11 protein-coding genes are annotated in these 13,992 nt (G+C 54.2%); 7 read left to right on the top strand and 4 right to left on the bottom strand.

Annotated elements, in window-relative coordinates; genetic code table 11:
• The first annotated feature begins 115 nt into the window (after positions 1–115).
• The 4 genes from hrpB (at position 116) to B2Z72_RS15885 (ending at position 9,255) form a co-directional block, all read left to right on the top strand.
• A complete protein-coding gene (gene hrpB / locus B2Z72_RS15900; RefSeq protein WP_296984613.1) occupies positions 116–2,641 on the top strand; it encodes an ATP-dependent helicase HrpB in 2,526 nt (841 codons plus the stop codon).
• A 148-nt stretch (positions 2,642–2,789) separates the two neighbouring features.
• Entirely contained in the window at positions 2,790–3,368 is a 579-nt protein-coding gene (locus B2Z72_RS15895; RefSeq protein WP_297005259.1) for a hypothetical protein, read from the top strand.
• Positions 3,369–3,384: 16 nt separating this feature from the next.
• A complete protein-coding gene (locus tag B2Z72_RS15890; protein WP_296981549.1) occupies positions 3,385–6,657 on the top strand; it encodes a tandem-95 repeat protein in 3,273 nt (1,090 codons plus the stop codon).
• A gap of 111 nt (positions 6,658–6,768) precedes the next feature.
• On the top strand, positions 6,769–9,255 hold the full coding sequence (locus B2Z72_RS15885) for a hybrid sensor histidine kinase/response regulator (RefSeq protein WP_297005256.1): 2,487 nt from the start codon (positions 6,769–6,771) through the stop codon (positions 9,253–9,255).
• Here the strand turns inward: B2Z72_RS15885 and B2Z72_RS15880 are convergent.
• On the bottom strand, positions 9,209–9,973 hold the full coding sequence (locus tag B2Z72_RS15880) for a sulfite exporter TauE/SafE family protein (RefSeq protein WP_296981552.1): 765 nt from the start codon (positions 9,971–9,973) through the stop codon (positions 9,209–9,211). The two genes, B2Z72_RS15885 and B2Z72_RS15880, sit on opposite strands and share 47 nt — an antisense overlap.
• A gap of 23 nt (positions 9,974–9,996) precedes the next feature.
• Between B2Z72_RS15880 and B2Z72_RS15875 the strand changes: the two genes are divergently transcribed.
• Positions 9,997–10,239, top strand: coding sequence for a glutaredoxin family protein (locus B2Z72_RS15875; RefSeq protein ID WP_296981553.1), 243 nt, complete (start codon positions 9,997–9,999; stop codon positions 10,237–10,239).
• An 8-nt stretch (positions 10,240–10,247) separates the two neighbouring features.
• On the opposite strand, the gene B2Z72_RS15870 is transcribed toward B2Z72_RS15875, so the two are convergent.
• Positions 10,248–10,880, bottom strand: coding sequence for a riboflavin synthase subunit alpha (locus B2Z72_RS15870; RefSeq protein ID WP_296981554.1), 633 nt, complete (start codon positions 10,878–10,880; stop codon positions 10,248–10,250).
• Between the two features lie 85 nt (positions 10,881–10,965).
• Here B2Z72_RS15870 and B2Z72_RS15865 point away from each other — a divergent pair, with 85 nt between their 5' ends.
• Both B2Z72_RS15865 and cobB read left to right on the top strand, forming a co-directional pair.
• Complete coding sequence (locus B2Z72_RS15865; RefSeq protein WP_296981555.1) at positions 10,966–12,147, top strand: patatin-like phospholipase family protein; 1,182 nt, start codon at positions 10,966–10,968, stop codon at positions 12,145–12,147.
• The gene (cobB, locus tag B2Z72_RS15860; protein ID WP_296981556.1) at positions 12,144–12,851 is read left to right on the top strand and encodes a Sir2 family NAD+-dependent deacetylase; all 708 of its coding nucleotides are present in this window, start codon (positions 12,144–12,146) and stop codon (positions 12,849–12,851) included. Before B2Z72_RS15865 ends, cobB begins: the two co-directional genes overlap by 4 nt.
• Before the next feature lie 3 nt (positions 12,852–12,854).
• Here the strand turns inward: cobB and B2Z72_RS15855 are convergent, their stop codons facing one another.
• Positions 12,855–13,301 carry a GNAT family N-acetyltransferase gene (locus B2Z72_RS15855; protein WP_296981557.1) on the bottom strand — a complete coding sequence of 149 codons (447 nt, stop codon included), beginning with the start codon at positions 13,299–13,301 and terminating at the stop codon, positions 12,855–12,857.
• A gap of 157 nt (positions 13,302–13,458) precedes the next feature.
• A partial coding sequence (locus tag B2Z72_RS15850) for a succinate--CoA ligase subunit alpha (protein WP_414716708.1) occupies positions 13,459–13,992 on the bottom strand: 534 nt, incomplete at its 5' end.

The following is a 13,992-nucleotide window of genomic DNA, read 5'->3' as shown; positions in this document are numbered from 1 at the left end:
CATTTGCGCGTATCCGATCGACGCAGATATGTGCGCTTAAGCGGTGTCACTGCGCACAAGGTTTAGATGTTACCATACTCTCTTTTCTGACCCGACAGAACTGCGAAATATCCCTATGCCTGCGCCCTTTTCCTCTGCCCTGCCGATCGATGAACTGATTGACGATATCCGCCATTCTCTGGCGGATTCACCCAATCTGTTACTGACAGCAGAACCTGGCGCCGGTAAGACGACCCGGGTAGCTCCCGCTCTGCTCGACGCAGCCTGGCTTAACGGACAACGCATTATCATGCTGGAGCCGCGCCGTATTGCTGCACGTAATGCCGCGCTGTTTATGGCGGCGCAACGTCAGGAAAATATTGGCGAAACGGTGGGCTATCGTATCCGTCTGGAGAACCGGGTCAGTGAGCAGACGCGCATCGAAATTGTGACCGAAGGCATCCTCACCCGCATGTTGCAGGATGATCCGGAACTGAGTGGCGTTGGTCTGATTATTTTCGATGAGTTTCACGAACGCCATCTGGCTTCCGATCTGGCACTGGCGCTGGCCCATCAGTGCCAGCAGTTGCTGCGCCCGGATCTGCGTCTGCTGATCATGTCAGCCACTCTGGATACCGATACTCTGGCCAGCCAACTGGATGCCACGCTGCTGCACAGTAAAGGACGCAGTTTTCCGGTGGAAACCCACTACCGGCCATTACCCGACGCCAATACCCGCCTGGCGCAGCACATTAACCGCGTGGTCGGTGAAGCTCTGAGCCACAGCGGTGACATTCTGATTTTTCTGCCCGGTGTCGGCGATATTAACCGTGTCGCCGCACAACTGCAGGAACGCCATGACGACAGCCTGCTGATCATGCCGCTGCACAGTCAACTGAGCGACAAAGAGCAGAAAGCCGCCTTACAGCCAGCCGCGGCCGGCAAGCGCAAAATTCTGCTGGCCACGAACATCGCAGAGAGCTCTCTGACCATTGATGGCGTGCGCATTGTTATTGATTCCGGGCTGGAAAGACGCATGAGTTTTTCCCCACAAAGCGGCATCAGCGAGCTGAAAACCCGTGCGGTGTCCCAGGCATCGGCAACCCAGCGTCAGGGCCGTGCCGGCCGCCAGGCACCGGGAATCTGCTTCCGCCTGTGGACTGAAAGTGAACAGAGCCAGCGCGATGCGCATATCCGCGCAGAAATCCTCGACAGCGACCTTGCCCCTCTGCTGATGGAACTGTGCCAGTGGGGTGCTGCTGCAGACGAATTGCTGTGGCTCGACCCGCCGTCCACCGCCAGTCTGAATCAGGCGCGGACTCTGTTACAGAGTCTGGACATCTGTACGGCAGAAGGTCAGCTCACCGACCACGGCCGCCGTTGTGCGGCAACCGGTATCGAACCACGCTGGGCACACGCCCTGCTGAAAGCCAGTGAACTGGGCATGGCCGCCGCCGCGGCGGACGTTATCGCCCTACTGCAGGAGTGGCCACACAAGCAGCGATTCAGCGATGATATCCAGCGTCTGCTGCAAAATGCCCGGCAAAATCCGCTGTGGAAGCAGCGGGTTCTGCCGTTGCAGCAACGCCTGCTGCGCACAGCAGCGCTGTCAGACAAAACAGAGCAGCAGGTCGCCGATTACGGACTGATTCTGGCGCTGGCCTGGCCTGACCGCATTGCCCGCCGTCGCAACGCCACCAAAGACAGTTTCCTGCTTGCCAATGGTACGGGGGCAGAGCTCAGTAGCGGTAGCAACACCAACACCAACACCAACACCACTAACAACAACACCAGCGACTGTCTCCATGCCGAATGGCTGGCCATTGCCGACATCAGTGGTGGTCGCCCGGCACGTATCCGCATGGCGGCAGAACTGCCCCCGGCGACACTGACCCGGCTGCAGGCATGCGCGCCACATCTGTTCCGCAGTCAGGCGGATGTCCGCTGGCTTGATAACGGCCAGCTGCAGGCAGAAGAGCAACTGAAACTCGGCAATATCGTGGTCAGTCGCAAGCCACTGCCATCCATGTCGGCAGACCAATGGCTGCAGGTGTGGGATGCGTTTTTTGCAGCGCAGGGGCTGGCGTCTCTGAACTGGGATGAATCGGCGATGAATCTCAGGCAGCGCCTTGCCTTAGCGCATACCCATGACCCGCAACACTGGCCGGATATGAGCGACGACAGCCTGATAAGGCAACGCCACGACTGGCTGCTGCCCTTCTGCCACAATGCCCGTCATCAGCGCGATCTGAAAAAAGTTGCGCTGAGCGATGCGCTCAAATCCCTGCTCAGCTGGGAACAGCAACAGCAACTTGAGAAGCTCCTCCCCAGCCACTGGACTGTTGCCAGCGGCTCACGCATTGCGCTCGACTATGGGCAAACCCCACCCGTGTTAGCGGTTAAGTTGCAGGAAATGTTTGGTTGTGAAGATCAGCCGGCAGTAATGAATGGACGCCAGCCGCTGGTGATCCACCTGCTGTCGCCGGCACGCCGGCCGTTACAGGTAACCTCAGACCTGCCCCATTTCTGGCGCAATACCTATGCTGAAGTACGCAAAGATATGCGCGGCCGCTATCCCAGACACCCCTGGCCGGAGGATCCGCTCAGTGCCGAAGCAACCCGTCTGACCAAACGGGCAATCGAACGCCGGGATAAAAACTGAGGCCGACAGACTGAGGTATTTATCTGTAAACATTGAGAAAAAACTCAGTGAAACAGCGACTTACCCTTCTTAACAGCAAACCGTGAGCGTTAGCTGGTGAATCCGGCGGCGGCAACTAGCATTAAGGGAAATTCGTGAGATTTCGCTTATGCAGGCAAACATCATTGTCACCGCCGCCGCTTTGGTTGCCGGACTCACCGCGTTGTGGAGCGGCCAGCGGGAAGCCAGCGTTCAGATTGTGTCGCGCACAGCTTCTGTCTCTGCCGATCCGGCCTCTGCAGCCGCCCCGTCGGGTGCAAACAGCAAGGTCTCAGCAGCGAACTCGTTATCGTCCGCAGCCCCTGTTCAACCCACCCAGACACCGTCCATCAAACAACCGGATCTGTCGCTGAATGCATCCTCATCAGCCCTGACGACCCGGGACAAACACAGCCATGCGGATCCCCAACCTGCCGATCTTCCACCCAACCTGCGTGAAGCACTGGAAAACCGCCGCATCCCCGCCAGCGCCCTGGTACTCAAAGCCGTGCCCGGTGGCTACGCCATGCCTGCCCAGGGGCAGCACCAGACTGTCGTCATGGCCTACATCGACGAGAACGGCAAGCTGCGCCGTGTTGAACGTGTGGTCGAGCCCATTGCGGACGCACCGGTTGTCGTACCGGCGATAGCAATACCAGCACCGGTTATTCACGCCACGCCGTCTTTCCCGCACAAGCCCCGCCACTGAACAGAGGGTCGGTCCTATGAAATTACTCTGTCACTCTTTGCGCGGCCTGCTCGCAGTTTCTCTTGTCAGCTGGCTGCTGCCGGCTCAGGCGGCGATTGTTATCGTCAACAGTGATGGCGCCGGAGAAGGTCTGAATGACACGACACCGGCAGCAGCGGTCGGTGGCAACACTGGCACCACACTCGGCGCTCAGCGGCTCAATGTGTTTAACCGCGCCGCGGATACTCTGAACGCGACCTTTGATATCAGTCAGCCAGTGCAGGTCTCTGCGAACTTTGATCCACTGTATTGCGATAGTTTTTCGGCGACACTTGGCAGCGCCGGGCCCGCACAGTTCCACTTTATCTACGATGCAGGCAGCGACAGTTACACCGTGTTTCCGGATGCCTTGCTGAACCAGCTTCAGAACTATGACGTCGATGCCGGTACCGTGGATATCAATGCCAACTTCAACAGTGAGTTAGGCCAGCCAGGTTGTCTTGATGGCTATGGCTGGTACCTGGGATTTGATGCCCCGTCCGGCACCCTGAATTCGCTTCTGTCCGTCGTGTTGCACGAAATTATTCACGGTATGGGGTTTCTGTCATTATTGCAGAGTAACGGGGTCAGCGGCGCCAGTTATGGGCCGGACCCGGTTTACGATCCTTACACCCAACTCCTGTTCGACGCCAGTCAGGGCGCCCTGCTGACGAACCTCAACGACACTCAACGTGCAACCTCAATACTCAACGACGGCAATCTGGTTTGGGATGGCAGTCAGACCAATGCGCAATTGAGCGGTTTTTCTGCCGGCGTAAACGGCGCCCGCATGCAGATGTACGCACCGGCGTCCTACGAAGGCGGCTCATCCGTCAGTCACTTTGACACCGATGCCACGCCCAACGAATTGATGGAGCCGCAATACACTGAATTTCTCGACAGCGCAGGTTTAGCCCGCTATTTGCTGGCAGATATTGGCTGGACATTACAGACGGCCAACAGCGCCCCCGTGTTTAACAGCATCAGCGCGCAAAGCATGAACGAAGATACAACGCTGGATGTCTCCCTGTCCGCCAGTGACGCCGATGGAGACGGTCTGAGCTATTCCATCGTCTCTGCGGCGGCAGATTTTGGTGCCAGTATTTCCGGTTCAACGCTGAGTTTTGCCCCCACTGCCAATTATTACGGCAGTGGCACCGTCAGCCTGCAGGTATCAGACGGCACAGACACAGATACCACCAGTTTTGTGCTCACTATTAATGCGGTGAACGATGCGCCGGTTATAGCGCCGGTCTCGACCCAGACTCTCGCTGAAGACAGCTCCCTGAACGTCACGTTAAGCGCGACGGATGTTGACGGCGACAGCCTCAGCTACGCCCTGGTCAATGCAGATTCCGCACTCGGTGCCAGCGTCACTGGCAGCACGCTGAGTATCCAGCCACAGGCCAATTACGCCGGTAGCGGTACCATTGAGGTCTCGGTTTCCGATGGCAGCGCCACGGATACTACTTCATTCACCGTGAACGTTACTGCCGTTAATGATGCACCACAGTTCACCTCAGATACCCTGTTCAGTGTCACCGACGGCGATTCACTGACCATCACGCTGACCGCATCGGATGCTGACAGTGATCCGCTGACCTTCAGTCTGGTCAGCTTTGACAGCAACGCCGTTACTGCCGCTCTCAGTGGTGCGGTACTGACCATTACCCCGACCGGCAATGTGACCGGTGGCACTCAGGTTGACGTGTCTGTCAGTGATGGCAGCGCGGCAGCGTCAGCGACGCTGAGCATCAATATCCTCAGTGCCGATAATCAGGCTCCTGTGTGGGACAGTCTGGCGGCAGAAACGCTGCTGGCCGGTGAATCCACAACCATCACGCTCAGTGCTACGGATGCCGACGGCGACAGTGTCAGTTATTCCGTCACGTCGGCGCCGGCATTTGTTTCGGTCAGTCTCAGTGGCAGCGAACTGCAGATTGATGCCACCAGCAGCGGCAGCGGCACCATTGACTTAAGCGCCACTGACGGCGCCCTGAGCGCAGCGACAAGCCTGGCAATAACCGTACTGCCAGCCTTCACACTAAGCACAGACGGCAATACTTTCTATGATGGAGACACCATCAATGCCGGTACAGAAGACTTCAGTTTTACCCTGAACGGTGGCGATAATCAGCTGACAACGACGCTTTTTTACAGCGGCTCAGATGCGACCGGACTGCTCAGCAATGATTCAGGCTTTACCCTGTTACTGCCCCAGTCCGATGCTTTTGCCGGTGCCTTTGCCGGAAACTACGCCCTGACCGTAGAAGACAACAGCGGTTACAGCGCGAACTTCCTGCTGCAACGGCCGCTGCGGCTGACAACGTCGGTAAGCCCGTTGCTGATCACCGCAGATACACAACAGATGCTGCAGATTGAGGGCGCAGAAGCCGGTAGCGGTATCAGTCTCAGCAGTGCCGACGCAGCACTCTCCTTTATCGATATCGATGGCAATGACGCCAGCACCATCACCGCTGCCGACGATGAAGATGCTTTTAACCTTACAACCGTCATTCTTGCTGCCGACGTGCTGGCGCCATTCAGTTCGGTGGTGACAGCCAGTGCTGCCAACGTGCCAGATACCCTGTCCACGCTGGCATTCAGTCTGCCGGTGAGCTTTACCGTCAACGTAACCGACAACCGGGATCAGCCGCTGAGCGGTGTAACGATAAGCCTCAGCGATGACAGATTTGCGCAATGGAATTTACCGACATCCGCTGTCACCGACAGCAGTGGCAATGCCACGCTTATGCTGCCGGCGGAAAGTCTGACGCTCAGCGTGGCGGCTGATGGCTACCAGAGCCGCAATATCCTGATCTCCGCGGCACAGACAAACAGCACTCAGGTAACACTGACGGCCGCAGATGCCGCCTTTACCCTACGTGGCATCGTCAGCGCCACGGGCTTTGACTTTACCAGCGAACGTCCGGTGTTAACGCTGTTTTTCACCGATGGCAACAGCGAAGTACTGAGTACGACTACAATTAACAATTCGTCCGTACGCTATCTGTGGCAAGGCGATCTGTCGTTGCATCATCCGCAGACGCTGTCGGTATTGCACAGTAGCAGTGGCACTTTAACGGCCGATGTTGATACATCCGCAGACGAGCAATACCTGAACATTAATCTGATCAGTTCTGCGGATACCAGTCAGACCACAGTCGTGATAACGTCCTCTTCCGGTGGTGGTGGTGATCTGGGGATCCCTCTGGCATTACTGATATTGCTACTGATAGTCTCCAGTCACCAGCGGAGGAATACAACATAACAATAACAGGGATAAATTGGGTGCCTGAGGTGTTTTCAAGTGAGTCAGCCGCGTCCGGCAGTAACGTATGGATGCATGCTGTGATGATATGTGGCATTGATGGGTCTGAGTATGACAAACAGTAAGCCCGGCATATTTCTGTTGCTGAACACACTGCTTTTACTGCTGTCTCTGCACGCCCCGCAATCCCTTGCCCGCGAGGAACCGGCCAGCAATGAAGAGAAAATACTGACGATTCAGGCAGACAGTAAAAAACTGACGACTGCCGGAGTCCTGTATTTCATTGAAGACCCGCTGATTCAGTGGTCGCTGCCTTATCTGCTGAATAACAATATTCCTTTCCAGCTGTATCCCAAAGCGGTGTTCAATGAAGGTTTCACCGCCAGCGGTTTCTGGCTGAAATTTACCGTACAGAGTCAGCCCGGGTATGGTCACGAATGGCTGATGGAAATTGACTACCCTCTGCTGGACGTCATTGATATTTTTGTTCTGGATGAACATCAGAACCTGATCCACCACGAGAAAATGGGTGATACCCTGCCCTTCAACAGCCGCCGGATATTACACCGCAATTTTATTCTGCCGCTGTATTTTCAGACACACCATAAACAGACGGTATATCTGCAGGTTCACAGCTCCAGCTCGTTGCAGGTTCCGGTGCGCTTATGGGAAGTAAATCATTTCACATCCGAGCGCAGTAACGAGCAATACGGACTGGGTCTGTATTACGGCATGATGCTGGTGATGTTTCTGTATAACTTCTTCCTCTGGACCAGTATCCGGGACGCAGATTATCTGCATTACATTGCCTATATTGCGGCGTTTTCCTGGATTCAGCTGGCTACAAGCGGCCTTGGCTATCAGTTTTTATGGCCAGGTTCGAGCTGGTTCCAACAAATTTCGATCCCCTTTACCATTGGTCTGGTTGGCGTCTTTGGCTCGACCTTCCCCCGCCGCTTTCTGCAGACCAAACTGCATCATAAATACGCCGACATGGCGTTAAAGCTATGCGTCACACTCTCCCTCGCCATCTGCGTAACCTCGTTTATCTTTGATATTCCGACCGTTATGAGTGTCGGGAAATTCGTTGGCGTTATTTTCCTGAGCAGTGTGTTTTATGCGTCCTTTGCCATGCTGCTGAAAGGGCATCGTCAGGCGCGCTATTTTCTCGCCGCATGGGTCGCACTGATCATTGGCGGTATGATTACCATCGGCATGATGCTCGGTCTGCTGCCCAATAATATTTGGACATTACACGCCAGCAAAATCGGCAGCGCACTGGAAATTACACTCCTCTCCTTTGCTCTGGCCGACCGCATTAAAATGCTGCAGAAAGAAAAAATTCAGGCTGAAACACGGATGAAAAAAGAGCTTGAAACCCGGGCTGAACGATTAGCCGAATCCAATCGTTTAAAAAATGATTTTCTGGCGACGATCAGTCATGAATTCCGTACACCACTGAATGGCATTATCGGCTCGCTGGAACTGGCCACGGAAGAGAAAGGCCGCAACCTGATGAATAATCTGCAGGACGCCCGCGACAGCGCCCGGGATATGCTGGATCTGGTCGACAACGTCCTTACTTACACAGAACTTCAGGCCGGTAACCGCATTCTTTCTCCGGAAACAGTCGATTGCAGAACCCTGTTACTGACCGCCACAGACCACACCCACCAATACTGCGCCCGCAATCGTATTTCTTTCGAGCTGCAGCTGGCTGACGATATCCCGGATTATGTCCGCGCCGATATCAAATGCCTGCGTCATGCCCTCAAAGCCCTGCTGGATAATGCGGAAAAATTCACTGCCGAAGGTTCTGTCACGGTCAAAGCCGGCATGGGACAAATTCACAATAAAACCTGCCTGAGCATTGAGATTATCGACACCGGCATTGGCATGACCGAAAGTGAGCTGGCAAGAATTCAGCAGTATTTTGGTCAGGCTGATTCGTCAATGGAACGCCAGTATCAGGGGCTGGGCATAGGATTGTCGCTGGTGCGTGCGGTCTGCCACGCGATGCAGGGGGATGTAACGATTGAAAGTGAAAAATACAAAGGGACAAGGGTCTGCCTGAGTATTCCGGTGCAACCTGTGCAACAAAGCAGTAGCGGCAAAGTAACAGCCATCGCTGCGCACTCCCTCACCCCCATTGAATACATTCAGGCCCGCGCCCTGATCGTCGAAGACAACAACGTCAATCAACGGGTACTGCGGGCCATGCTGCGAAGGCTGAACATCGAATGCGATGTTGCCGATAATGGCGAGAAAGCTCTGGCGTTACTGAACGGCGAGCGCAGTTATCACTACGATCTGATATTTATGGATTGCCAGATGCCGGTAATGAATGGCTTTGAGGCAACGGCCATTATCCGCACATCGGCGGTAGCGGAAAGTAAGGTTCCCATTATTGCGGTCACCGCCAACGCGTTATCAGGCGACGAAAAACGCTGTCACCAGGCAGGTATGAACGATTACCTGAGCAAACCTGTCTCTATCGAGGCGCTGCGGACTGTGCTGGCACGCTGGCTGCCGCCAAAAGACGGCGACACACTCACAGCAGAGGCCCCAGCAGCAGCTTCAGACCAACCACCAGAGTAATCACCTCATAAACCTTCTTAATCGTGGCATTGCCTGCCTGAATGGACGTATTCGCACCGAGATAGCCTCCCAGCAGCGAGCCAGCGATCAGTGCCGGCACCCAGCTCCACTGCACGTCGGCACCAATACCCATGGTCACAGCGCCGGTGCAGTTCCAGCCTAACCCCACTGCAACCAGAGTCTGGGCAACGGCAGTTTTGTAATCCAGCCCAAACCAGTAAACCAGCCATAATGTCACAAACAGACCGCTGCCGGCTGAAAGAGCCCCATTGGCAAAACCTATTAGCAATAGGACGATTCCACCAAGGATAATATCAGCAGTATTTCGGTGACGGGGTTGAGCAGTCAGCCCCAGTCCCGGACTGAGCCGGGAGTACAGCGCCAGTGCCAGGGTCAGCAGGCCCAGCGCAATCTCTGCGTGGCGGGCGTCGACGCCCAGGATAAAAAGCGCACCGATGGCAACGCCGGGGGCGCCGCTGAGCAAAATAAGCCACAGCAGCCAGGGTTGCAGCGTCTTCGCTTTTAAATGGCGCAGAGTAGCGCCAACGCCCAGGGCGACGGTAGCGACCTTGTGCGTGGCCAGGGCCAGAGGAAACGGCAGTCCCATAAAAATCAGAATGGGCAGCTGAATCAGCCCGGCACCACCACCGGCCAGCGCCGAGAACCAGTTCGCGACAACCGATATGAAAAAGAGTAAAACCAGCTCTGTGTAATCCATTCTGAATCTGTCAGGGGAAATTTATGAAATACGCGCTCTACTACTACGATGCCTGCCCATTCTGCCAGCGGGTGCTGCGATCTTTACCTGAGGCTAACGTCGACGTTGAGAAACGTAATGTACTGCAGAACCGCGCCTTCAGTGAGCAACAGCACAAGGCCACCGGGCGTACCACCGTGCCTTGCCTGTTGATTGAAAATGATAACGGCGAAGAGCAATGGATGTTTGAATCCGCCGATATTATCCGCTATCTGCAGAGCCTGTAAGCCGCCGCTTATTTCTGCAGTAACTGACCAGACAGATCAGGATCGGTCAACAGACGTTTTACCGTTTCGACGACCGCCTGAGTCTGAGCATCGACTTCCAGATTGATGGCGTCACCCGCCTTCACTGTGCCGAACGTCGTCACTTCGCGGGTTTCAGGAATCAGGTGTACGGAAAAGCGCTCGGCTTCTAATTCAGCAATGGTCAGGCTACAGCCATTCAGGGCGACAAAGCCTTTATTGAGCAGAAATGGCGCCAGATGCTGCGGACGCTCCATCCACACCACGCGATTATTGGGGGTGTCTTCCACCGCCAGCACCTTAACCGTGTCCATCACATGCCCTGACAATACATGGCCACCAATCTCGTCGCCATAACGCGCAGAACGTTCGATATTGGCTTCAGAACCCTGCTCCAGACCACCCAGATTCGTTACTTTAAGCGTTTGCGCGATAGCATCAAAGCTGACGCGATTTGCGTCGATGGTGCGTACCGTGAGACAGGTTCCGTTAATGGCAACCGATGCACCAATTTTCAGGCCATCCACCAGGCTGTCAGAAAAATCAAAGGTGAAGGTTGTCAGGTCCTGCTGTCGGTCAAGCTGTGCCACAGGTAACTTAGTCTGTACGATTCCGGTGAACATGGATCAATCTCCTGTATCTTAGGCCGCAGCATTATGCACTATACTGAAATCAAAGGCAGTGACCTGAGCAGTACAGAGGTTTCCATTGAGTATAAAAAATGGACGTGAAAAAGTGGATGTCAAAAAAACCGGTCTGATTCTGTCAGGCGGTGGTGCCCGGGCGGCCTATCAGGTTGGCGTGCTTAAAGCGATTCACAATATTTTGCCCAAAGGCCATTACAATCCCTTCGATATTATTTCCGGAACGTCTGCTGGCGCCATCAACGGCGTGGCGCTCGCCAGTTATGCCGAAAATTACCGCATAGGTATCCGCCATCTGGAACGGATCTGGATGCATTTCAGCTGTGACCAGATTTATCGTACCGATTTTATGGGCGTCAGTCGTCCCCTGGGCCGGCTCATCCGCAGTCTGGTCATTGGCAAACGCTACCGTAACGACACCGTGTCATTACTGGACAACACACCGCTTAAAGAATTATTACGCGAAGTCATTAAATTCGACCAGATTCAGCCGGCCATTGATAATGGAGCCCTGCATGCAATCGCCGTTAACTGCTCGGGTCTGGAAAGCGGAGAATCCATCAGCTTTTATCAGGGCCATTACAGTATCAATAACTGGGAACGTCTGCGCCGCATCGGTACCCGCAGCCGTATTACCCTGGATCACCTGATGGCATCATCTGCGATTCCAATGGTATTTCCGGCGGTCAAAATTCATGACGATTATTACGCTGATGGTGCCGTGCGTCAGCTGGCGCCACTGAGCCCGGCACTGCATCTCGGCGCGGAAAAAATACTGGTCATAGGTGTTGGCGCGCCAGCGGATAAAATCCATAAGTCCAGCTCCACTGCCTTTTACCCATCGCCGGCAAAAATGATGGGACACATGTTAAATGCAGCCTTCCTCGATAGTATGGAAACCGATATCGAGCGACTGACGCGTATCAACCGCACCATAGATAAAATTCCGGATTCGGTGAAAAAGAAAGAACCCATGGAGCTGAAAAAAATCGAGCTTCTGGAAATCAGCCCAAGCCGTTCACTGGATGAAATTGCCGGCATACATGCTCAGGAATTACCCAGAGCCCTGAGAATCGCACTGGGCGGCAGTGGCAATACCAGTCAGAGTGGCTCAGGTATCCTCAGCTATCTGTTATTTTCTCACGGATTCTGTAAAGATCTGATTGAGCTTGGGTACACTGATGCAATTCAGCGCAGTGATGAAATCCGTGCTTTCTTTTCTGATCATTTTACAGGTGAAGAATGAAGACTTCTTTCCGTCGTATCGTGGTACTGACAGGTGCCGGAATTTCTGCAGAATCCGGCTTAAAGACCTTTCGTGATGGCGATGGCTTGTGGGAAAACCACCGTGTTGAAGATGTAGCCACACCGGAAGCATTTGCCCGCAACCCTGAGCTGGTTCAACGTTTTTATAACGATCGCCGGCGCCAGTTAAACGATGTAACACCTAACGCTGCCCATATTTCTCTGGCAGAGTTTGAACAACATTTCGACGGCGAATTTTTACTGGTTACCCAAAACGTTGATGACCTGCATGAAAGAGCCGGCAGTCAGAAGCTATTACATATGCATGGTCAACTGCTGAAAGCCCGCTGTCTGAATTCCGGTAAGGTCATCACCTTCAGCGACGATATTTCTGACGACACCCCCTGCCCCTGCTGCCACCAGAATTCTCTGCGACCGCATATTGTCTGGTTCGGTGAAATGCCACTATATATGGATGAGATTTACGCAGCGCTGGATCAATGCGATCTGTTCGTCAGCATAGGCACTTCCGGCCATGTGTATCCGGCGGCCGGGTTTGTTCAGGTTGCACGTGAAGCCGGCGCCCACACGGTTGAGCTCAATCTGGAACCCTCCAATGTGGAAGACGCCTTTGCTGAACATCAGTACGGCCCGGCAGGTGTCGAGGTACCGGCTTTTTTTAGCGCCCTGCTGCAACAGCCTTAATCTTCAGGCGAAATCAACACGCATAATGGTTACCGGAATACCGTTGTTAAGCATCTCTTCGTGCACCGTCCAGCCGAGCTTCTGATATAAAGCTGTTTGGTCTTCAGTGAAAAGATAAAAACGCTGTAAGCCAATATCACGGGCTTTCTGCATAACAGCGTTAACCAGCTTACTGCCCAGTCCCTGACCGCGATAATCCGGATGAACAAACACATTGGCCAGCCAGGGCGTCAGATCCTGGCGGCTTTCCATATCGTCTTCGATGATGCTGCAGCTGCCGAGTATGGTCTCTCCATCCACCATCAGCCAGGTGGAAGGAATGTCGTCCGCGCCCAGCGACTTTTGCAAATCACGGTAAAAGGTTTCCTCTGTATCCGTTGGATACAGCTCTTTCCATTCTTCGTAATGCCACTGCGCCAATAAACGACAGGCGTCCGGGCGGTCTTTCATGTTCACTATCTGCATAAAAACCTGACAGGTAAAACAAAACTAAAGTTTACTGCATAATCGCAGACAGATGGGCGGCAATTAAACACAATGCGGATAATGTTCAGGCAATAAAAAACCCGCCGAAGCGGGTTTTTAAAAAGTAATAAGCGGCTTAATCTTACCAGCCGGTTACTTCTTTCAGTGCTTCACCGATTTGCGCCAGAGAGCGTACGGTTTTAACACCAGCGTCTTCCAGAGCTGCGAATTTCTCGTCCGCAGTACCTTTACCGCCAGAGATAATTGCACCAGCGTGCCCCATACGCTTACCTTTCGGAGCGGTAACACCTGCGATGTAAGATACAACAGGCTTAGTCACGTTTGCTTTGATATAAGCAGCAGCTTCATCTTCTGCAGTACCACCGATTTCACCGATCATTACGATGGCTTCAGTCTGTGGGTCGTTCTGGAACATTTCCAGAATGTCGATGAAGTTAGAACCCGGGATCGGGTCACCACCGATACCAACACAGGTAGACTGGCCGAAACCGTAGTCAGTAGTCTGCTTAACCGCTTCGTAAGTCAGAGTACCGGAACGGGAAACGATGCCCACTTTACCTGGCAGGTGAATGTGACCTGGCATAATACCGATCTTACACTCTCCCGGAGTGATAACACCCGGACAGTTAGGACCGATCAGGCGCACGCCCAGCTC

It is taken from the genome of Thalassolituus sp. UBA6592 (assembly GCF_002433655.1).
Taxonomy (GTDB): domain Bacteria; phylum Pseudomonadota; class Gammaproteobacteria; order Pseudomonadales; family Oceanobacteraceae; genus Venatoribacter.
The sequence above is the reverse complement of the archived record's forward strand: the minus strand, read 5'-3'. Positions and strand labels throughout refer to the sequence as shown.